Raw genomic sequence first — 21,789 nt, 5'->3', positions numbered from 1 at the left:
CGGCGTTCCGATGAGGGGCTTTTGATGTGAATGATTCTAAAAGGACGGCGCCTGCTGCCGCCGCTTCCACTGACTCAAGCGCTGCTGCAAGTTGCGCGGGCTGTGAATCTGCTTCGCCCGCGCGCGGCTGAACAAGATCAGCGCCAGTTCCGCCGTCGCCAACGCATCGGCACTGGCGTTATGCCGTTCGAACACCTCTAGTTTGAACCACTCGATCCACTCATCCAGCCCAGCCTCGCGAATCTGTGCCTGTGGGCAAACCAGTGGTGCGATATCCGCCACGTCGAGAAACACATGCTGGAGTTTGTGCCCCAGATGCTCCTTCAAGGCGCGCCCGAGCATGTGCTGATCGAACGGCGCATGAAACGCCAGCACCGGGCTGGTGCCGATAAATTCCATCAGTTCCAGCAACGCCTCGGCCGGATCGCTGCCAGCAGCAATCGCACTCGGCGCCAGTCCGTGGATCAACACGCTCGGGCTAATTTTCAGTTCGCGACATTGCAGTGTGCGTTCGAACTGCTGGGCGAAATCGATCGCGCCGTCTTCGATCACCACGGCACCAATGGATAACACGCGATCCTTGTTCAGATTGAGCCCGGTGGTTTCCAGATCCAGCACCACCCAGCGCTGCTCGCGCAGCGTGCATTCGCTCAGCTCAGTGACCACCGGCAACTGCGTCAGGCGTTGTTGCACCTGCGCCGACACCGACGGCCCGGCCGGACGCAGCCACGAGAACAGGCTCATAGCTGATACCGCAGGGTCAGGCTGCTTTGCAGGCGCTGAGCCTGACGCAGGGATTCACGCAGGATGCGCCGGTCGAGATGGTTGAGGCTGTCCGGGTCGACGCGGTTGGAGTACGGCAGATTCTCGCGCGTCTGTAGTTGATGCTGCTGCATGCGCGTTTGCTGAATGAAGTGATACGCCTCTTCATACGCCGCGCCATCGAGGGGTTCGATGACTTCTTTCGCGACCAGTTGGCGGAAGCGTTCGAGGGTGTTGTTGGCGTCGATGCCGTTGGCCAGTGCCAGCAGGCGCGCGCCATCGACGAATGGCGTCAGGCCCTGGATCTTCAGGTCCAGCGTGGCTTTTTCGCCGTTCTTGCGCGCCAGCACGAACTCGCGGAAGCGCCCGACCGGTGGCCGATTGCGCAGGGCGTTCTCGGCCATCATGCGCTGGAACAAGCGGTTGTCGCCGACCTGCTCGAGAATCCCGCGGCGCAATTGCTCGCAGCTTTTTTCATCGCCCCAGACCACGCGCAGATCGAAATAAATGCTCGAGCCGAGCAGGTTTTCCGGCGTCGCCTCACGGATGAACGCCGCGAAACGCCGTGCCCATTCCGCTCGCGACAGACACAGCTCGGGATTGCCGGCCATGACGTTGCCTTTGCACAGGGTGAAGCCGCATTGCGCGAGGCTGTGGTTGATCTGCTGGGCGATCGGCAACAGCTTGCCGCGAATCTCTGCGGCATGCGCAGCGTCGCGGGCGTCGAACAGAATGCCGTTGTCCTGATCGGTGTGCAGCGTCTGTTCGCGGCGGCCTTCGCTGCCGAAACACAACCAGCTGAACGGAACGCCGGGGTCGCCTTTTTCGGCGAGCGTCAATTCGATCACCCGACTAACGGTGTGGTCGTTGAGCAGGGTGATGATGTGGGTGATCTGCGTCGAGGACGCGCCGTGAGCGAGCATGCGCTCGACCAGTTGGCCGATCTCGCCGCGCAGGCTGACCAGTTGTTCGACGCGCTGGGCGCTGCGGATGGTTCGGGCCAGATGCACCAGATCGACCCGTTGCAGCGAGAACAGATCGCGCTCGGAGACCACGCCGCACAAGCGCTGATCCTTGACCAGACAAACGTGCGCGATGTGCCGTTCGGTCATGGCAATTGCCGCGTCGAATGCGCTGTGATCCGGCGACAGATAAAACGGCGCGCGGGTCATGTGGCGCTCGATGGCGTCACCGAAATCAGCAGCACCTTCGGCCACCACATGGCGCAGATCGCGCAGGGTGAAAATCCCCAGCGGCGCCTTGTGTTCATCCACCACGACGATGCTGCCGACCTGCTGCTCGTGCATCAGCTTCACCGCTTCGCGCAGTGGCGCGTCGGGCGCGCACGTCACCGGATGCCGCATCGCCAGTTCGCCCAGACGCGTGTTCAGCGAATACTGGGTGCCGAGGGTTTCCACGGCTTTCTGCTGCACTTGCTGATTGACCTGATCGAGCAGGCTGCTGACGCCGCGCAAGGCGAAATCGCGAAACGGGTTGGAGAGGGCGAACAATTTGATGAACGCCAGTTTGTTCAATTGCAGGCAGAAGGTGTCTTCGCCGGCGAGGTGCTCGGTGCGCGTGGCCCGTTCGCCCAACAGTGCCGCCAGCGGAAAACATTCGCCGGTGGTGATCTCGAAAGTGGTTTCGGTGCCGCCCTTGGCGGTGTGCGGGCGCTCGCCGACCACCCGGCCCTGTTTGACGATGTGGAAATTTTCGACCGGGCCGTCGGCGGGTTTGATGATGCTTTCGCCCTGGGCGTAAAACCGCAGCTGACATTGCTCGACCAGATAGGCGAGGTGGGCGTGTTCCATCTGATTGAAGGGCGGGAAGCGCTGGAGGAATTGCAGGGTGCCCTGAATGTTCTGCAAAACCGCGGTTTTCCCTGCCTGGGTGAAGGCGTCCGCTTTACTCATAACCATTACCGCAGTCTTTTTCGAATTGTTGTTGTCGGATCGTTGCGGCCATGGTCGACCCCTGCGCTCGGGGTGCCCATTGGACGTAAGTCTAGGTTTTGCCATCATCGGCGCGGTTTCGGAGATACCCTACGCAAACCGTCGGAATTTCCGCTGTTCAGCCCCTTGGAAAAAAATCCGACGAAGTGCACATTGAAGCGCTGCCGGGCGATGTCAGACGACTGTGCCAGGTGATTGATTCGAATACTTAGAGAGCGCCATGTCCGACCACGATATTTTGAGCGATGCCGAGCGCGAAGCGCTCAGCGCAGTCATGCTCGAGCCCGATCTGCCACCGCAGCGCGTCCTGATCGTCGATGACGACAAGGACGCGCGCGAGTTGCTCTCGGAGATTCTTGCGCTCGATGGCATCCGCTGCCTGACCGCGGCCAGTGGCGAAACCGCGCTGAAAATGCTCGAAGATAAGCCTTCGATCGGACTGGTGATTACCGATTTGCGCATGGGTAATGTCGATGGCCTGGACCTGGTTCGCCAAGTGCGCGAGTCGGTGCGGGCGGCGATGCCGATCATCATCGTTTCCGGCGATGCCGACGTGAAGGATGCGATCGAAGCAATGCATTTGAGCGTGGTGGATTTTCTGCTCAAGCCGATTGATACGGGGAAGTTGCTGGCGCTGGTGAAACATGAATTGGGGATAGAACCCTAAGAGCCCCTCACCCTAACCCTCTCCCGGAGGGAGAGGGGACTGACCGAGGTGAATATTCGAGGTGCACCGACCTGAAATTCCTCAGTCGAACTCAGGTTATGAAAAGCACCAATATCTGCTCCCTTGCCCCTCAACCCTTGGCAATTCCTGAGCCGAGCTCAGATTTTGAAAAGCACATAGATCTGCTCCCTTTCCCCCTCTACCCCTTGGGGGAGAGGGCTGGGGTGAGGGGGATGGATCTCAAGCCCACCACAAGAATTCAATCCACCTCACAAACAAAAAGGCCCTGATCTCTCGATCAGGGCCTTTTGTATGCCAACCATCAACGCCAATTACAGACCATTCCTGGCCTTGAACTCACGACGACGACGGTGCAGCACCGGCTCGGTATAACCGTTCGGTTGCCTGGTGCCTTCGATCACCAGTTCGACCGCCGCCTGGAAGGCGATGTTGCTGTCGAAGTCCGGTGCCAGCGGGCGATACAGCGGGTCGTTGGCGTTCTGCCGGTCAACCACGGGTGCCATGCGCTTGAGGCTTTCCATCACTTGCTCCTCGGTGACGATGCCATGGCGCAGCCAGTTGGCGATGTGCTGGCTGGAGATACGCAGCGTCGCACGGTCTTCCATCAGGCCGACGTCATTGATGTCCGGCACCTTCGAGCAGCCGACGCCCTGGTCGATCCAGCGCACCACGTAACCGAGAATGCCCTGGGCGTTGTTGTCCAGTTCGTTCTTGATCTGCTCTGGAGTCCAGTTCGGCTTGACCGCCAGCGGGATGGTCAGGATGTCGTCCACCGAGGCGCGGGCACGTTTGGCCAGTTCGGCCTGACGGGCGAACACGTCGACCTTGTGGTAGTGCAACGCGTGCAGCGCAGCGGCGGTCGGCGAGGGCACCCAAGCGGTGTTGGCACCGGCCAGCGGGTGGGCGATTTTCTGCTCGAGCATCGCCGCCATCAGGTCGGGCATGGCCCACATGCCTTTGCCGATCTGAGCACGACCTTGCAGGCCAGTGCTCAGACCGATATCCACGTTCCAGTTCTCGTAGGCGCCGATCCACTTCTCAGCCTTCATGTCGGCCTTGCGCACTACCGGGCCGGCTTCCATGGAGGTGTGGATTTCGTCGCCGGTGCGGTCGAGGAAGCCGGTGTTGATGAACACCACGCGCTCGCTGGCGGCCTTGATGCAGGCTTTGAGGTTGACCGTGGTGCGGCGCTCCTCGTCCATGATCCCGACTTTCAGCGTGTTGCGTTGCAGGCCCAGCACGTCTTCGATGCGGCCGAACAGCTCGTTGGTGAACGCCGCTTCTTCCGGGCCGTGCATCTTCGGTTTGACGATATACACCGAACCGGTGCGCGTATTGCGCCGCGACGTATTGCCGTTGAGGTTGTGCATCGCCGCCAGGCAAGTGACCAGACCGTCGAGAATGCCTTCCGGCACTTCATTGCCATGACTGTCGAGGATCGCATCGATGGTCATCAGGTGACCGACGTTGCGCACGAACAGCAGCGAACGGCCGTGCAGCGTCACTTCACCGCCGTTCGGCGCGGTGTAGGTGCGATCCGGGTTCATGGTGCGGGTGAACGTCTGGCCGCCCTTGGACACCGATTCCGCCAGGTCGCCCTTCATCAGGCCGAGCCAGTTGCGGTAAATCACCACTTTGTCGTCGGCATCGACGGCGGCCACGGAGTCTTCGCAGTCCATGATGGTGGTCAGCGCCGCTTCCATCAGGATGTCTTTGACGCCGGCGGCATCGGTCTGGCCGACCGGGGTGCTGGCGTCGATCTGGATTTCGAAGTGCAGGCCGTTGTGTTTCAGCAGAATCGCGATCGGCGCATTGGCGTCGCCCTGAAAGCCGATCAACTGAGCGTCGTCGCGCAGGCCGCTGGTGCTGCCGCCCTTCAAGGTAACGACGAGTTTGCCGCCAGCGATCTTGTAGCTGGTCGAGTCGACGTGGGAGCCGGAAGCCAGAGGCGCGGCTTCGTCGAGGAACGCACGGGCGAAGGCGATGACTTTGTCGCCACGCACCTTGTTGTAGCCTTTGCCTTTCTCCGCGCCACCTTCTTCGCTGATCGCGTCGGTGCCGTAGAGGGCGTCGTACAGCGAACCCCAGCGGGCGTTAGAGGCATTGAGCGCGAAGCGCGCGTTCATCACCGGCACCACCAGTTGTGGGCCGGCGGTACGGGCGATTTCATCATCGACGTTTTGCGTCGTGGCCTGGAAATCAGCCGCTTCTGGCAGCAGATAACCGATCTCTTGCAGGAAAGCTTTGTAGGCCACGGCGTCGTGCGCCTGGCCTGCGTGCTGCTGATGCCAGGCATCGATGCGTGCCTGGAAATCATCGCGTTTGGCGAGTAGGGCTTTGTTCTTCGGCGCCAGGTCGTGAATGACCTTGTCGGCACCTTCCCAGAATTGCTCGGCGGTGAGGCCGGTACCGGGAATGGCTTCGTTGTTCACGAAGTCGAACAGGACTTTGGCGACCTGCAGGCCACCGACTTGAACGTGTTCAGTCATTGCTTGCCTCACTCTGCTCAGCTATTTCGCTTTTCAGCTCTTCAATTTAAACAATGAAGCCTCGGGCCATTTAAACCACAAACCTGCCGACCAGTACATGCCATTGCTGGCGGCTGGGCTAGGACCAATCAACGGCTTGAGGGCCTTGCTGACGGGGCTTTCAGGGTTGCGAACAGGCCTGGGCGGACATCGATCCGGCGTTATGTAGTGCGCGCTGCGGCATACTACATGATGAGTTGCGCTTGTGAAAATCAGACTAATTACGTCGTTCTGCGACCTCATGACGCATTGCGGTCACGTCGCGGAACGGGATGTTCTCAAAAAAGCATTGGATTGTTCCAGTTAAATATCAAAAGTTGTACACGATTTGTTCGCTCAGATATCTCGCTGGTGCGGCTATTCGCGAGCAGGCTCGCTCCCACAGGGGATCGCATTGCCAATGTGCAGCGAGCCTGCTCGCGAAAGCGCCGGTCCATCCAACGCAAAACAAGCCCTTGCCTATACTTGCCCTTCGATCACAAAAGTCATGCACAGAGGGCTGCGCCATGGACCATCTCGTACTCACCGTTTTCGCCCCGGACAAGCCCGGGCAGGTCGAGCGCATCGCCCAATGCATCGCCGAGCACGGCGGCAACTGGCTGGAAAGCCGCATGTCACGGATGGCCGGGCAGTTCGCCGGGATCCTGCGGGTTGGCGTGCCGGCAGAGGCTTACGATGAATTAGTCGATGCCTTACAAGCGCTGGCGGCGCACGGTATCCGTGTACTGGTCGCCGAAAGCGGCATCGAGCAATCCTGCACCTGGAAGCCGATCGCCATGGAGCTGGTTGGCAATGACCGCCCCGGCATCGTCCGCGACATTACTCGGCTGTTGAGCGAGCAGGGCGTCAACCTTGAAAGGCTGGTCACTGAAGTGCGCCCGGCGCCGATGAGCAGCGAGCCGCTGTTTCACGCCGAAGCGATTCTTGCCGTGCCGCTGACGTTGTCGCTGGACGTATTGCAGGCGCGACTGGAAACCCTGGCCGATGATTTGATGGTCGAGTTGGTGTTACGCACGGAAGTTTGAGCCGCGCGGGTTATCCAGTTTAAACGTGCACCTGCCTGTGGATAACCTGTAGAGACCGAGCGCCATGCCACGTCCGCCGAGGCTTTGCGGCGATTGATCAAAAAACCGCCAGTATTCAGTGAGTTGCGCACAAACGGCGAGGATCACGCTGTGGATAACCTTGGGAAGGAACGCTACAGGCCACGAGAGCCGTGGTCTGTAGAGGTTTGTGCGTTTTTTGATCAGCTGCGGCGGCGCAAACTTATCCACGCATCGACGCTGTACACCGCCAGACCCGCCCAAATGAACATGAACGCGACCAGTGTGCTCGACGACAAGTGCTCGCCAAACAGCAGTACCGCCTGCAACAGCACCAGGGTCGGCGCGATGTATTGGAGGAAGCCGATGGTGGTGTAAGGCAGATGCCGGGTCGCGGCGTTGAAACACACCAGCGGCACCAGCGTCACCGGGCCGGCGGCTACCAGCCACCAGGCTTGCGAGGTGCTCCAGAACTCAGGCTGCACGCTCGTCGCGGTCTGGTTGAACAACAACCACGCAATCGCAATCGGCACCAGCATCCAGGTTTCCACCACCAGCCCCGGCAAGGCCTTGACCGGTGCCTGTTTGCGAATCAGTCCGTAGAAGCCGAAGGTCAACGCCAGCGCCAGCGACACCCACGGCAGACTGCCGACCTGCCAGACCTGCTGCGCCACACCAACCGCGGCGAGCCCCACCGCCAGCCACTGCATGCGCCGCAGCCGCTCCCCGAGAATCACCATGCCCAATAACACGTTGATCAACGGGTTGATGTAATAACCGAGGCTTGCTTCGAGCATGCGCCCGTTATTCACCGACCACACATAGGTCAGCCAGTTGGCTGCGATCAGCGTGCCGCTCAAGGCCAGAATCGCTAGACGCTTGGGATTGTCGAGCAATTCGCGCAGCCAGCCCGGGTGCTTCCACACCATCAGCAGCAGCGCGCCGAACAGCGCCGACCACAGCACACGATGAATGATGATCTCGACCGCCGGCACTTCGGCGATGGCTTTGAAATAGATCGGGAACAGGCCCCAGATGATGTAGGCACTCAGGCCCAGAATGTACCCGCGACGCGGGTTGGCGGCTTGCATGCAGAATCCTTGCTTTGGCAGCTGACAAAGGAAGGATTGTAAGGAGATTTGTCTACGGATGCCTGAGCGGATAGGTCGGGAAATTGTGAACATCGAACAAATGTAGGAGTGAGCCTGCTCGCGATAGCGCTCTGACATTCAACATTTTCGTTGCCTGATAAAACGCTATCGCGAGCAGGCTCACTCCTACAGGAGGCGGTGTAGGTCAGAAGAGCTTCAGCGGTTCTTCATTCAGCGCCGCCAGTTGCTCGCGCAGCGCCAGCACCTGATCGCCCCAATAACGCTCGGTGCCGAACCACGGAAAGCTATGCGGAAACGCCGGGTCATCCCAGCGTCGCGCCAGCCATGCGCTGTAGTGCATCAACCGCAGGGCGCGCAGCGGTTCGATCAGCGCCAGTTCTCGCGGGTCGAAATCATGGAATTCGTTGTAGCCATCCATCAGTTCCGACAACTGCCCCAGACAGTCCTGGCGATCACCGGCGAGCATCATCCAGATGTCCTGCACCGCCGGGCCCATGCGGCAGTCATCCAGATCGACGATGTGGAACATTTCGTCGCGGCACATCATGTTGCCGGGGTGGCAATCACCGTGCATGCGGATGTTCTGATGCGGCGTCCTGGCGTAGGCATCTTCAACGCGCTTGAGCAGGTCGCGGGCGACGGACTCGTAAGCCGGCAGCAGGCTTTTCGGAATGAAGTTGCCTTCCAGCAGGGTGTTCAGCGAAGCGTGGCCGAAATTCTGCACGGCGAGGGCTTCGCGGTGTTCGAACGGTTTGGTCGCGCCGACCGCGTGGATGCGCCCGAGCAACTGGCCGAGGCGATACAACTGGTCGAGATTGCCCGGCTCCGGCGCGCGTCCGCCGCGACGCGGAAACAGGGTAAAGCGGAAACCTGCGTGCTCGTGCAGGGTTTCGCCGTTGTGAATCAGCGGCGCCACCACCGGGATGTCCACCCCGGCCAATTCAAACGTGAACTGGTGTTCTTCAAGGATGGCGTCGTTGGTCCAGCGCTGCGGACGGTAGAACTTGGCGATCAGCGGCTCAGAATCTTCGATGCCGACCTGATAGACACGGTTTTCATAGCTGTTGAGCGCCAGAATGCGCGCATCGCTGAGAAAACCGATGCTTTCGACGGCATCGAGGACGAGATCGGGTGTGAGGGTTTCAAACGGGTGGGCCATGCTGACTCCTGCGCGCAGCAGGCTGCCGCGTCCGGCCCGGCATGGTAGCGCAGATGGCAGGCAGTGAGGAATTTGGTGTCTGTGCCGACGCCATCGCGAGCAGGCTCACTCCTACATTTGGAATGCATTCCCTGTAGGCCTTCGCCTGCTCGCGATAAGGGTTTATCAGGCGCCGACGATCCCGCCATCCTCTCGGGTAATCGCCATCACCGACGACCGTGGCTTGCCATTGGGCAGATGCTCGGGGAAGGTCGAACCGCCGTTTTCGCCCGGATGCTGAATCCCGACAAACAGGGTTTTCTGATCCGGCGAGAAGCTGATCCCCGTCACCTCGCAACCCACAGGCCCGACCATGAACCGGCGAATCTCACCGGTCTTCGGATCGGCGCAAAGCATCTGGTTGTTGCCCATCCCGGCGAAGTCGCCGGCATTGCTCGAGTCGCCGTCGGTGAGAATCCACAGGCGTCCGGCCTTGTCGAAACCCAGGCCATCCGGGCTGTTGAACATGTTCTGCGGGGTGATGTTGGACGAGCCGCCCTTCGGCGTACCGGCATGCACGCCGGGGTTGCCGGCGACCACGAACAGATCCCAGGCAAAAGTTTTCGAGGCGTGATCGTCGCGGTCGGTGCGCCAGCGCAGAATCTGTCCGTAGACGTTTTTCTCGCGCGGGTTCGGGCCGCCCACCGGTTGGCCGTCCTCGCCACGTTTGGCGTTGTTGGTCAGGGTGCAATAAACCTGGCCATCCTTGGGGCTGACGACAATCCATTCCGGGCGATCCATGCGTGTCGCGCCGACAACGCTGGCAGCAAGGCGTGCATGAATCAGCACTTCGGCCTGATCGGCGAAACCGCTGCTGGCGTCGATGCCGTTTTTGCCGTGGGTCAGTTCGATCCACTGGCCCTGGCCTTTCGGATGATCAGGGTTGCCGTCACCGGCATCGAATTTGGCCACGTACAAGGTGCCGTGATCGAGGATGTTGCGGTTGGCTTTGGCATTGCGGTGATTGATGCGGTCGCGGCTGACGAATTTGTAGATGAACTCGCCACGCTCGTCGTCGCCCATGTACACCACGGCACGGCCGTCGTCGGTCTCGGCGAGGGCGGCGTTTTCGTGTTTGAAACGGCCCAGCGCGGTGCGCTTGACCGGGGTCGATTGCGGATCGAACGGATCGATCTCGACCACCCAGCCGTGACGGTTCAGCTCATTCGGGTTCTTGGCCATGTCGAAACGCGGATCGTACGGGTGCCAGTTAATCTCGCGGCTGGCGGCCGTTACGCCGTAGCGTTTTTGCGCGGCGTCGAACTGCTGCTGGGCGTTGCTGCTGCCGAAGCAATCGGTGAAGTTTTCTTCGCAGGTCAGGTACGTGCCCCACGGCGTTTTGCCGTTGGCGCAGTTCTGGAACGTGCCGAGCACTTTTTTGCCGTGCTTGTCGGCAGCAGTTTTCATCAAGTCATGACCGGCCGCCGGGCCGCTGATGCGCAGCGGCGAGTTGCCGTGAATCCGCCGGTTGTAGCGCGAGCCCTGAACGAACTGCCATTGGCCGTTCTTGCGCTGCACCTCGATCACCGACACGCCTTCACAGGCCAGCGCCTTGCGCACGTCTTCGGCCGACTGCGGCATGCCGCCGTGCGGATAGAGGTAGCGATAGTTGGTGTATTCGTTGTTGATCGCCATCAACGCGCGGTTGCGGTCATCCGGGAAGGCGAACAGGCTCATGCCGTCGTTGTTGTCGCCAAACTGCACTTCCTGTGCGGCCGCGGTGCCATTGCCGCTCGGGTCGAAGGCCGGGCCGTTCTTGTGCAGCGGCTGGCCCCAACTGATCAGCACCGAAGACTTGTAGCCCTTGGGCAGGCTGATCGCGTCGCTGGTCGCGGCGGGAATGCTTTCAAAACCGAGCAGACGGCTGTTGCCGGCGCTGACACTGGCCGCCATCACGCTGCGGCTCAGCAGATTGCCGCCCAGAAACATCGCGGCACCGCACAATGCACCGGCGCTGATGAAACCGCGACGGCTGAGGCCGACCATTTTTTCCAGATCGGTGGATTGGTTTTCTTCTAACAGGCTCATCTCAGGCTCCCTGCATGGTTTTGGCAGCCACCTTAATGAGCAACGATGACGCTTTCGTTGCAGCGCCCGATCAGAGCGGCGTGCCGATCAGCACATTGCTCGGCGAAAACTGCACACGCACCGGCTGACCGACCCCCAAGCCGCGTTCGCGCAACTCCAGCGGTTCGGCCAGCGCGCAGAGAATGTGGCCGTTGGGCAAAGAAATACGCACTTCGCTGGGGCCGTCCTCGGCATCGAGAATCGCCTCGATGTTGCCGTCGAGCAAATTGTGTCCCGGCGTTGCGACTTGCTCACGGCCAAGCAATTCCAGCCAGCCCGCTTTGATCAGCGCGACCACTGGCGTGCCGATCTGCAGCTCGAGGTGCAGGGTGCTGTCGTGAGTGATTTGCGCGTCGAGGCACAGGCCTTCGGCCAGTTCGAGGCGGATCAGGTCATTGCGGCCCTGACTGCCGATCGCTACCACCTTGCCGTGCAACTGATTGCGCGCGCTGGTCCTGAGCATCAGCCGCCCGAGCAGGTCCAGGTCACTGGCGTCTTCCGCCGCCTCGAGCACTTGCGCCTGCAGGGCTTGCAACTTTTGATACAGGCGCAGCACACGTTCGCCTTCGCTGGACAGTTTGGCACCGCCACCGCCCTTGCCGCCAATGATCCGTTCGACCAGCGGTTTGTGTGCGAGGTTGTTCAACTCATCGATGGCGTCCCACGCCGCTTTATAGCTCAAGCCCGCGCTTTTCGCTGCGCGGGTGATCGAGCCCTGCTCGGCAATGTGTTGCAGCAGGGCAATGCGCTGCGGACGCCGCACGATGTGCTGGGAGAGGAGGGAGGGTAGGGACATATCGGTCAGATTTGCTGCGGCAGTTGCTACAGAAGCTGGCGGCTTCGAGCGCCGGAGTCAAGTCAGGCCCAAAACCTGTAGGAGTGAGCCTGCTCGCGATGGCGCCATCAAAGGCGACATCTACGCTGGCTGATCTACCGCTATCGCGAGCAGGCTTACTCCTACAGGGGATTGTGAGCAGATCAGCTTCCGGGTTTCGGCGTGCGGGCCAGGCAATACACATCAACTCGCGCCGCACCTGCGCTCATCAACAAGCGGGCCAGCGCCTGAACAGTGGCGCCAGTGGTCAGCACGTCATCAATCAGCGCGAAATGCCGGCCGTTCACCGCCGCGTTTGGCACCAGATCGAAGGCGTTGCGCAAATTGTGTTTGCGCGCATTGGCGTCGAGATCCTGCTGCGCATCAGTCTCTTTGACGCGACGCAAGATCTGTTCTTCGCAAGGCAGATTCATCGATTCGCTCAGCCACCGTGCGAGCATCGCGGCCTGGTTGAACCCGCGTTGACGCAAGCGTTTACGGGCCAGTGGCACTGGCACCAATGCATCGGGCCTCGCCAGATCTTCATCGAAGCGATGTTGCAGGTATTGCCCGAGAACGTCGGCGAGCAGGTGGCCAAACGGCCATTTTGCGTTGTGTTTAAAACGCGTAATCAGACTGTCCACCGGGAAGCCATACAGCCAAGGCGCGGCGACCTGCGCAAAGGCCGGAGGCTCTAGCAGGCACGCTCCGCAGGTCAGGCCATCGGCAATCAAGGGCAACGCGCAGCGCTGGCAATGGCTGCCGAGCCATGGCAGCTCGGTTTCGCAGGCCACGCAGATTGGCATTTCTGCTTCTGCGGGCTCATCACACAACAAGCAGGTCTGTACATTATTTAAACAGATGTAAACCGGTCCTTCGTATCGTGGTTGACAGCGCATGACACTTCCTTAAATATGCCGAACATCCGTGTGGCGCCTGTGGGTATTCCGTTTCCCCGGCGCCAGCCAAGCATAACCAAGGAATTGCCCATGAGCGCGAGCACCACCGCCACCCTGCGTCACGATTGGTCTCTGGCCGAAGTCAAAGCACTCTTCGTACAGCCATTCAACGACTTGCTGTTCCAGGCGCAAACGGTGCACCGCGCACACTTCAACGCCAACCGCGTTCAAGTCTCCACGCTGCTGTCGATCAAGACCGGCGCCTGCCCGGAAGACTGCAAGTACTGCCCGCAGTCCGGTCACTACAACACCGGTCTTGAAAAAGAAAAGCTGATGGAAGTGCAGAAAGTCCTCGAAGAGGCGGCGCGCGCCAAAGCCATCGGCTCGACGCGCTTCTGCATGGGCGCCGCGTGGAAGCATCCTTCGGCCAAGGACATGCCCTATGTGCTGAAGATGGTCGAAGGCGTCAAAGCCATGGGCCTGGAAACCTGCATGACTCTGGGGCGACTGGACCAGGAGCAGACCGAAGCGCTGGCCAAGGCTGGCCTCGACTACTACAACCACAACCTCGACACCTCGCCGGAGTTCTACGGCAGCATCATCACCACGCGCACTTACAGCGAGCGGTTGCAGACGCTGGCTTACGTGCGTGAGTCGGGCATGAAGATCTGCTCCGGCGGCATTCTCGGCATGGGCGAGTCGCTGGACGACCGCGCCAATTTGCTGATCCAACTGGCCAACCTGCCGGAGCATCCGGAATCGGTGCCGATCAACATGCTGGTCAAGGTCGCCGGCACGCCGCTGGAAAATGCCGAAGACATCGATCCGTTCGATTTCATCCGCATGCTCGCCGTGGCGCGCATTCTTATGCCGCAATCCCATGTACGCCTGTCCGCCGGCCGCGAAGCAATGAACGAGCAGATGCAGGCGCTGGCGTTTTTCGCCGGCGCCAACTCGATTTTCTATGGCGACAAGCTGCTCACCACCGCCAACCCCCAGGCGGACAAGGACATGCAGTTGTTCGCACGCCTGGGCATCCAGCCGGAAGCGCGCGAAGAGCACGCCGATGAAGTGCATCAGGCGGCAATCGAGCAGGCGTTGGTGGAGCAGAAGAGCAGCGAGCAGTTCTACAACGCTGCCGTCTGAAAATGCGCGAATGCGTCTGATGGAATGCAGTACCCCTGTGGGAGCGAGCCTGCTCGCGAAGGCGGCGTGTCAGCCACCGTTGATATTGAAGTTGCCGGCCCCTTCGCGAGCAGGCTCGCTCCCACAGGGAATTGGTGTCATTTGAAAATCGAGGCCTGCATGTCTTTCGATCTCGCCGCACGCCTTGCCGCCCGCCGTGCCGACAACCTCTACCGCCAACGCCCGCTGCTTGAATCACCGCAAGGGCCGCAAGTGGTGGTCGACGGCAAACCGTTGCTGGCCTTCTGCAACAACGATTACCTGGGCCTGGCCAATCATCCGCAAGTGATCGAAGCCTGGCGCGCCGGGGCCGAGCGCTGGGGCGTCGGCGGTGGCGCCTCGCACCTGGTGATCGGCCACAGCGGCCCGCATCACGCACTCGAAGAAGCGCTGGCGGACCTGACCGGTCGGCCGCGTGCGCTGTTGTTCACCACCGGCTACATGGCCAATCTCGGCGCGGTTACGGCGCTGGTCGGGCAGGGCGATACAGTCCTCGAAGATCGCCTCAATCACGCTTCGCTGCTGGATGCCGGGCTGTTGTCCGGCGCGCGATTCAATCGCTATCTGCATAACGACGCGCAAAGCCTGGCCAATCGTCTGGAGAAAGCCACCGGCAATACCCTGGTGGTCACTGACGGTGTGTTCAGCATGGACGGTGATATCGCCGATCTGCCGGCACTGGCCCGTGAAGCCAAAGCCAAAGGTGCCTGGTTGATGGTCGATGATGCCCACGGTTTCGGCCCGCTCGGCGCGACGGGCGCAGGCGTCGTCGAGCATTTCGGCCTGAGCCAGGAAGACGTCCCCGTTCTGGTCGGCACCCTCGGCAAGGCGTTCGGCACAGCGGGCGCATTCGTGGCCGGCAGCGAAGAGCTGATCGAGAGCCTGATCCAGTTCGCCCGCCCCTACATTTACACCACCAGCCAGCCACCGGCGTTGGCCTGCGCGACGCTGAAAAGCCTCGAACTGCTGCGCAGCGAACACTGGCGTCGCGAACATCTGCAGACGTTGATTCGCCAGTTCCGCCAGGGCGCCGAGCAGATCGGTCTGCAATTGATGGACAGCTTCACCCCGATTCAGCCGATCCTGATTGGCGATGCCGGACGTGCGCTGCGCCTGTCGCAGATGCTGCGCGAGCGCGGGTTGATGGTCACGGCGATCCGCCCGCCGACCGTCCCCGCCGGCAGCGCGCGGCTGCGTGTGACCTTGACCGCCGCCCACAGCGAGGCGCAGGTGCAGCTATTGTTAGAGGGACTGGCCGATTGCTACGCCCGGCTATCGTCGGAGCCAAGCCATGCGTGATCGTCTGATTCTGTTGCCCGGCTGGGGCCTTGGCATTTCGGCAATGGAACCCTTGGCGGCCGCATTGCACGGGCTGGACGAGCATCTGACGGTCAGCATCGAGCCGTTGCCTGAGCTGGATTCCAGTGATCCGCAGGATTGGCTCGATGAACTCGATGAACGTATTCCTCAAGACGTGTGGCTTGGCGGCTGGTCGCTGGGCGGCATGCTGGCGGCCGGACTGGCGGCGCGCCGTGGCGATCATTGCTGCGGTGTGCTGACGCTGGCGAGCAATCCGTGTTTTGTTGCTCATGAGCAGTGGCCGAGTGCGATGCCGGCCGAGACGTTCGATGCGTTTCTGGCCGGTTGCCAGGCCGACCCGCGCACGACCCTCAAACGCTTTTCGCTGCTGTGCGCCCAAGGGGCGCAAGATCCGCGCGGCTTGTCCCGACTGCTGCTCGGCGCGGCACCAGGCACCTCGCCTGCCGTATTGATGGCCGGGCTCGAGTTGCTCGCGCAGATGGATATTCGCGAGGCGCTGCAAGCGTTTCGCGGACCGCAGTTGCATCTGTTCGCCGGCCAGGACGGTCTGGTGCCCGCGGAAGCCGCCGGGGCGTTGTTTGCGTTGTTGCCGGATATCGAAATTGGCCTGATCGAACAGGCCAGCCATGCATTTCTTCTGGAAGACCCCCACGGACTGGCGGGCGCGATCCAGGCTTTTCTACACGAGTGCGCTGATGACTGATTTGTCCCTTGTGCTGCCGGGCGGCTTGCCCGACAAGCGTCAGGTTGCGGCGTCTTTTTCCCGAGCGGCGGCCAGTTATGACAGCGTCGCCGAGCTGCAACGTGATGTCGGTACTCAGTTGCTTGCGCGTTTACCGCTGGATTTCGTCCCCACGCGTTGGCTGGACCTGGGCTGTGGCACCGGCTATTTCACCCGCGCGCTGGGCTCACGTTTTACCGAAGGCCAGGGGCTGGCGCTGGATATTGCCCAGGGCATGCTCAACCACGCGCGGCCGCTGGGCGGCGCCGAGCATTTCATTGCCGGCGATGCGGAGCGCCTGCCGTTGCAGGATTCGACCTGTGATCTGATCTTCTCCAGCCTCGCGGTGCAGTGGTGTGCGGATTTCGAGGCGGTGCTCAGCGAGGCTTTTCGCGTGCTGAAACCGGGCGGGATTTTTGCATTTGCTAGTCTTTGCACAGGGACATTGTTTGAACTGCGCGAGAGCTGGCGGCAAGTCGACGGACTGGTGCACGTCAATCGCTTCCGCGAAGTTGCTCGATATGAACAGGCGTGCGCAGCCAGTGGCCTGCGCACGCTGAGTCAGGCGAATCTGCCGCACGTGCTGCATTACCCGGATGTGCGCAGTTTGACTCATGAGCTGAAAGCGCTGGGTGCGCACAACCTCAATCCCGGGCGGCCAGGTGGTTTGACCGGGCGCGCGCGGATTCTCGGGCTGGTCGAGGCTTACGAGCGGTTCCGCGAGGCGTCGGGATTGCCCGCGACTTATCAGGTGGTCTACGCCGTGTTGGAGAAACCCTTATGAGCGCAGCCTATTTCATTACAGGTACCGACACCGATGTCGGCAAGACCACCGTCGCCGCCGGTTTGCTGCACGCGGCGCGCTCGGCGGGGTTGAGTACGGCGGCGGGCAAACCGGTGGCGTCGGGGTGCGAAGTCACGCCCAAGGGTTTGCGCAACGCCGATGCGCTGGCGTTGTTGGCCGAGTGCTCGTTGCCGCTGACGTATCAACAGGTCAATCCGTTGGCGTTCGAACCGGCTATCGCTCCGCATCTGGCGGCGCGCGAAGCGGGTGTGGCGTTGACTGTGCAATCGTTGCTGGCGCCGATGCGCGGGATCCTCGCGATGAACGCCGATTTCACCTTGATCGAAGGTGCCGGCGGCTGGCGGGTGCCGTTGGCCGATCAGGATAATCTGTCGGATCTGGCGATCGCGCTGAAGCTGCCGGTGATTCTGGTGGTCGGCGTGCGGTTGGGTTGCATCAGCCATGCCTTGCTCACGGCCGAGGCAATTGCTCGGGATGGTCTGCAGCTAGCCGGGTGGGTGGCAAATATCATCGATCCAAAGACGTCGCGGCTGGAAGAGAACCTGGCGACACTGGCTGAGCGGATTCCCGCACCGTGCCTGGGCCGCGTGCCGAAACTCAAAGCGCCGAGCGCTGAAGCCGTGGCCGCGCATCTGCAGTTGGATTTGCTCGACTAAGCTTTTCTCTATGGGCAGGCACTGTGCCATTAGTGTTTTTGACGGGTGTTTTTCTGACGCCTCTGCTTCAATGGCGCCTATTGATCCTTTCAAGGGATGAGAGTCGTTATGGAAATCTCCGGCAGTACCGCTTTTTATGCAGGTCTGAGCTCGATTCAGAGCGGGCAGAACCGTGTCGACCAGGCCGCCAGCCAGATCGCCAACAACACCATTGAACGTTCGGTGACCAGCCAGTCGTCCGAAGTGCAGGTCGATCGCCTGCGTGGGGTGGATCGCGCTCAACAATCGGATCTGGCCAGCAATATGGTCGAAATGTCCCAAGGCAAGATTCAGGCGGAGCTGGGCGTGAAAGTGGCCAAGGCTTCCGACGAAATGCTCGGGACGATCATCGACACCTTTGCCTGATCCGTTTCTCATTTCGCTAGTGAACGCCGCGCCTTGTCGCGGCGTTTTCGTGTAAGTCCTTCTCTCTCAACTAATCTTTTCGCAGCGCCCACAGCTCGTTCGAGTCTGTGGCGATTTGCCGTGCGCACCTCTGAAAAAACATGAAGACGAACGGCAAAACATCGCCGCTTGACAAGATTTCGGCGTAAACGTATGTTTCAAACAACTGTTTGACCGTCACAACAAATCAACGCGGTCGTTCATTCCCGGTTACATCAGCAGAGGTTTATCGCTATGCCTGACTACAAGGCCCCCTTGCGTGATATTCGCTTCGTTCGTGACGAACTGCTCGGCTACGAAGCGCACTATCAGAGCCTTCCGGCTTGCGCAGACGCAACTCCGGACATGGTTGACGCCATTCTCGAAGAAGGCGCCAAGTTTTGTGAGCAGGTACTGGCACCGCTGAACCGCGTGGGCGACCTCGAAGGTTGCACCTGGAGCGAGTCCGGCGTGAAAACTCCGACCGGCTTCAAAGAGGCTTACAAGCAATTTGTCGAAGGTGGCTGGCCAAGCCTGGCCCATGACGTTGCGCATGGCGGTCAAGGCCTGCCGGAGTCGCTGGGTCTGGCGGTGAGCGAAATGGTTGGCGAGGCCAACTGGTCGTGGGGCATGTACCCGGGCCTGTCGCACGGTGCGATGAACACCATTTCCGAGCACGGCACCCCTGAGCAGCAGGACGCCTATCTGACCAAGCTGGTCTCCGGCGAATGGACCGGCACCATGTGCCTGACCGAACCGCACTGCGGCACCGACCTGGGCATGCTGCGCACCAAGGCCGAACCACAGGCCGACGGTTCCTACAAAGTGTCCGGCACCAAGATCTTCATCTCGGCCGGTGAACACGACATGGCCGACAACATCGTCCACATCGTACTGGCCCGCCTGCCGGACGCACCGGCTGGCACCAAAGGCATCTCGTTGTTCATCGTTCCCAAGTTCATGCCGAACGCTGACGGCACCGTCGGTGCGCGCAACGCAGTGACCTGCGGTTCGCTGGAACACAAGATGGGCATCCACGGTAACGCCACCTGTGTAATGAACTTCGACGGCGCCACCGGCTTTCTGATCGGCCCGGCGAACAAAGGCCTGAACTGCATGTTCACCTTTATGAACACCGCTCGTCTGGGCACCGCGCTGCAAGGTCTGGCCCATGCCGAAATCGGTTTCCAGGGCGGCCTGAAATACGCTCGCGATCGCCTGCAAATGCGTTCGCTGACTGGCCCGAAAGCGCCGGACAAAGCCGCAGACCCGATCATCGTCCACCCTGACGTACGCCGCATGCTGTTGACCATGAAGGCGTTCGCCGAAGGCAACCGGGCGATGGTGTACTTCACCGCCAAACAGGTCGACATCGTCAAATACGGCGTCGACGAAGAAGAGAAAAAGAAAGCCGACGCTCTGCTCGCGTTCATGACGCCGATTGCCAAAGCCTTTATGACCGAAGTCGGTTTCGAAGCCGCCAACCACGGCGTGCAGATCTACGGCGGTCACGGTTTCATCGCCGAGTGGGGCATGGAGCAGAACGTTCGCGACAGCCGCATTTCGATGCTGTACGAAGGCACCACCGGTATCCAGGCCCTCGACCTGCTGGGCCGTAAAGTGCTGATGACTCAAGGCGAAGCCCTCAAGGGTTTCACCAAGATCGTCCACAAGTTCTGCCAGAACAACGAAGGCAACGAAGCCGTCAAAGAATTCGTCGCACCATTGGCGGCACTGAACAAGGAATGGGGCGAGCTGACCATGAAGGTCGGTATGGCCGCCATGAAAGATCGCGAAGAAGTCGGCGCGGCCTCCGTGGATTACCTGATGTACTCCGGTTATGCCTGCCTGGCGTATTTCTGGGCCGACATGGCACGCCTGGCTGCCGAGAAGCTGGCAGAAGGCACTGGCGACGCGGCGTTCTACACCGCCAAGCTGCAAACCGCGCGTTTCTACTTCCAGCGCATCCTGCCGCGTACCCGCACCCACGTGGCCACTATGCTGTCGGGCGCCAACAACCTGATGGACATGAAAGAAGAAGACTTCGCGCTGGGTTATTAAGTCCTGCCGCGGTCCACTGAAACCGCTGCCCTGTGAGGGGCAGCGGTTTTTTATTGCCGATTCGCTCAGATAGTCAGGGCTTCTGCCGTTACAGAGACAGCATGTGATCTGGATCACATTGTGAGTGCTTAAACGCGCACATTGCAGGCACAATGCTATCTCTTTGCCATGACGGGTCGGAGTTTTACCCTTGCCGCGTTCTTCCGCTGTACGTTTGAGTCATTTCCTACCCTCACTTCTGCTGTTAATGGCGGGGCTGGCGGCTGCGTACGTCAAGGACCTCAGTGTGTTCTTCACTTCGCTGTTCAACGTGCTGCCGACTCTGGTACTGCTGTTGGGCGGTGCGTATTGCGCGGTTTACCGACGTCAGCGTGAGCTGTTTCTGATGCTCACGGTGTACATCGCCTACTTCTTGCTCGACACCCAGACCGATTATTACCGCGACAACGGCAAGGTCCGTGAAGACGCTGCGGTGGTCTTTCATCTGGTATGTCTGCTCTTGCCGCTGTTGTTCGGCCTGTTTGCGGCGTGGCAGGAACGCACGCACCTGTTTCAGGATATGGTCGCGCGCTTTGCCGTGCTGCTGGCCTTCGGCAGCGTGGCGCTGGGGCTCGAACAAAGTTACCCACAGGCGCTGCTGATCTGGCTGTCGGAAATCCGCTGGCCAGCGCTGCACGGGGCGTGGATGAGCCTGATCCAGCTGTCCTATCCGGTGTTCATTTCGTCGTTCCTGCTGTTGGCCTGGCAGTACTGGCGCCATCCGCGCCCGCTGCACGCGGCGCAGCTGGTCGGCTTGCTCGGCGTGTTCTGGATGCTGCCGAAAACCTTCATCCTGCCGTTTACCCTGAACATCATGTGCAGTCAGGTGATGTTGATGATTGCCGCCGCCGTTGCGCACGAGGCTTATCAAATGGCCTTTCGCGATGAGCTCACCGGTCTGCCGGGCCGTCGTGCGCTCAACGAACGCATGCAGCGCCTGGGGCGCAATTATGTGTTGGCGATGAGCGACGTCGACCATTTCAAGAAATTCAACGACACCCACGGCCACGACGTCGGTGACCAGGTCTTGCGTCTGGTCGCCAGCAAGCTGTCGAAAATCAGCGGTGGCGGTAGGGCGTATCGCTATGGCGGTGAGGAATTTGCCCTGGTGTTTGCAGGCAAGACCCTCGAGGAATGCATGCCGCACCTGGAGGTGATCCGCGAGTCGATTGCGTCCTACAGCATCCAGTTGCGCAACCAGGAAAACCGCCCGCAGGACGACCAGCAAGGCCGCCAGCGCCGCGCAGGTTCAGGAGCGTCTGCGGTGTCGGTCACGGTGAGTATCGGCGTCGCCGAGCGGCTCGAGCAGCGCACGCCGGAAGAAGTGCTCAAGTCCGCCGACCAGGCGTTGTACAGCGCCAAGGGTGCCGGGCGTAACTGCGTGATGGCGTTCGGGCAGAACCGCCGTGGCGCGGTGCGCATGGGCACCGCTGCGGGTTGAGTGATGACGGCGCATTCAGCGTCTGCACAATGATTGTCGGGTGGGGTGGCCGGCAGTAGGTTGAATCGATCTGCT

Annotated in this window: 18 protein-coding genes; 10 read left to right on the top strand and 8 right to left on the bottom strand. The window is 60.8% G+C overall.

From position 1 onward, the window contains the following. Positions 1-36: 36 nt before the first annotated feature. The gene (locus BLU52_RS22465; RefSeq protein ID WP_090286940.1) at positions 37-744 is read right to left on the bottom strand and encodes a 3'-5' exonuclease; all 708 of its coding nucleotides are present in this window, start codon (positions 742-744) and stop codon (positions 37-39) included. Next, positions 741-2,681 (bottom strand): DUF294 nucleotidyltransferase-like domain-containing protein, encoded by a 1,941-nt coding sequence (locus tag BLU52_RS22460; protein WP_090286938.1) that lies wholly within the window; start codon positions 2,679-2,681, stop codon positions 741-743. Before BLU52_RS22460 ends, BLU52_RS22465 begins: the two co-directional genes overlap by 4 nt. Before the next feature lie 253 nt (positions 2,682-2,934). Between BLU52_RS22460 and BLU52_RS22455 the strand changes: the two genes are divergently transcribed. After that, positions 2,935-3,381 (top strand): response regulator, encoded by a 447-nt coding sequence (locus tag BLU52_RS22455; RefSeq protein ID WP_090286936.1) that lies wholly within the window; start codon positions 2,935-2,937, stop codon positions 3,379-3,381. Between the two features lie 332 nt (positions 3,382-3,713). Here BLU52_RS22455 and BLU52_RS22450 read toward each other — a convergent pair whose 3' ends face one another. Then, complete coding sequence (locus tag BLU52_RS22450; RefSeq protein WP_090286935.1) at positions 3,714-5,891, bottom strand: malate synthase G; 2,178 nt, start codon at positions 5,889-5,891, stop codon at positions 3,714-3,716. A 545-nt stretch (positions 5,892-6,436) separates the two neighbouring features. Between BLU52_RS22450 and BLU52_RS22445 the strand changes: the two genes are divergently transcribed. Then, positions 6,437-6,955, top strand: coding sequence for a glycine cleavage system protein R (locus tag BLU52_RS22445; protein ID WP_090286933.1), 519 nt, complete (start codon positions 6,437-6,439; stop codon positions 6,953-6,955). Positions 6,956-7,176: 221 nt separating this feature from the next. Here the strand turns inward: BLU52_RS22445 and rarD are convergent, their stop codons facing one another. The 5 genes from rarD to BLU52_RS22420 form a co-directional block, all read right to left on the bottom strand. Beyond that, positions 7,177-8,064 carry an EamA family transporter RarD gene (rarD, locus tag BLU52_RS22440; protein ID WP_090286931.1) on the bottom strand — a complete coding sequence of 296 codons (888 nt, stop codon included), beginning with the start codon at positions 8,062-8,064 and terminating at the stop codon, positions 7,177-7,179. 205 nt (positions 8,065-8,269) lie between these two features. Further along, entirely contained in the window at positions 8,270-9,244 is a 975-nt protein-coding gene (locus tag BLU52_RS22435) for a serine/threonine protein kinase (protein WP_090286929.1), read from the bottom strand. 165 nt (positions 9,245-9,409) lie between these two features. Beyond that, positions 9,410-11,311, bottom strand: a complete 1,902-nt coding sequence (locus tag BLU52_RS22430; protein WP_090286927.1) for a PhoX family protein — start codon at positions 11,309-11,311, stop codon at positions 9,410-9,412. Between the two features lie 70 nt (positions 11,312-11,381). Continuing rightward, positions 11,382-12,146 (bottom strand): TOBE domain-containing protein, encoded by a 765-nt coding sequence (locus BLU52_RS22425; RefSeq protein ID WP_090286925.1) that lies wholly within the window; start codon positions 12,144-12,146, stop codon positions 11,382-11,384. Between the two features lie 182 nt (positions 12,147-12,328). After that, entirely contained in the window at positions 12,329-13,063 is a 735-nt protein-coding gene (locus tag BLU52_RS22420) for a ComF family protein (protein WP_090286923.1), read from the bottom strand. Positions 13,064-13,153: 90 nt separating this feature from the next. Here BLU52_RS22420 and bioB point away from each other — a divergent pair, with 90 nt between their 5' ends. The 8 genes from bioB (at position 13,154) to BLU52_RS22380 (ending at position 21,714) form a co-directional block, all read left to right on the top strand. Continuing rightward, positions 13,154-14,209 (top strand): biotin synthase BioB, encoded by a 1,056-nt coding sequence (bioB, locus tag BLU52_RS22415; protein ID WP_090286921.1) that lies wholly within the window; start codon positions 13,154-13,156, stop codon positions 14,207-14,209. 159 nt (positions 14,210-14,368) lie between these two features. Next, positions 14,369-15,547, top strand: a complete 1,179-nt coding sequence (gene bioF, locus BLU52_RS22410) for an 8-amino-7-oxononanoate synthase (protein ID WP_090286918.1) — start codon at positions 14,369-14,371, stop codon at positions 15,545-15,547. Continuing rightward, positions 15,540-16,271 (top strand): alpha/beta fold hydrolase, encoded by a 732-nt coding sequence (locus BLU52_RS22405; protein WP_090286916.1) that lies wholly within the window; start codon positions 15,540-15,542, stop codon positions 16,269-16,271. Before bioF ends, BLU52_RS22405 begins: the two co-directional genes overlap by 8 nt. Beyond that, positions 16,264-17,073 carry a malonyl-ACP O-methyltransferase BioC gene (gene bioC, locus BLU52_RS22400; RefSeq protein WP_090286914.1) on the top strand — a complete coding sequence of 270 codons (810 nt, stop codon included), beginning with the start codon at positions 16,264-16,266 and terminating at the stop codon, positions 17,071-17,073. Before BLU52_RS22405 ends, bioC begins: the two co-directional genes overlap by 8 nt. After that, positions 17,070-17,750, top strand: a complete 681-nt coding sequence (gene bioD / locus BLU52_RS22395) for a dethiobiotin synthase (RefSeq protein ID WP_090286912.1) — start codon at positions 17,070-17,072, stop codon at positions 17,748-17,750. Before bioC ends, bioD begins: the two co-directional genes overlap by 4 nt. A gap of 108 nt (positions 17,751-17,858) precedes the next feature. Continuing rightward, on the top strand, positions 17,859-18,155 hold the full coding sequence (locus BLU52_RS22390) for a pyrroloquinoline quinone biosynthesis protein PqqE (protein ID WP_090286910.1): 297 nt from the start codon (positions 17,859-17,861) through the stop codon (positions 18,153-18,155). Between the two features lie 273 nt (positions 18,156-18,428). Beyond that, positions 18,429-20,234, top strand: a complete 1,806-nt coding sequence (locus BLU52_RS22385; protein WP_090286907.1) for a phenylacyl-CoA dehydrogenase — start codon at positions 18,429-18,431, stop codon at positions 20,232-20,234. Between the two features lie 190 nt (positions 20,235-20,424). After that, positions 20,425-21,714, top strand: coding sequence for a GGDEF domain-containing protein (locus BLU52_RS22380; protein WP_090286902.1), 1,290 nt, complete (start codon positions 20,425-20,427; stop codon positions 21,712-21,714). Positions 21,715-21,789: the final 75 nt, after the last annotated feature.

Origin of the sequence: Pseudomonas granadensis (genome assembly GCF_900105485.1) — a bacterium.
Lineage (GTDB): Bacteria > Pseudomonadota > Gammaproteobacteria > Pseudomonadales > Pseudomonadaceae > Aquipseudomonas > Aquipseudomonas granadensis.
The sequence above is the reverse complement of the archived record's forward strand: the minus strand, read 5'-3'. Positions and strand labels throughout refer to the sequence as shown.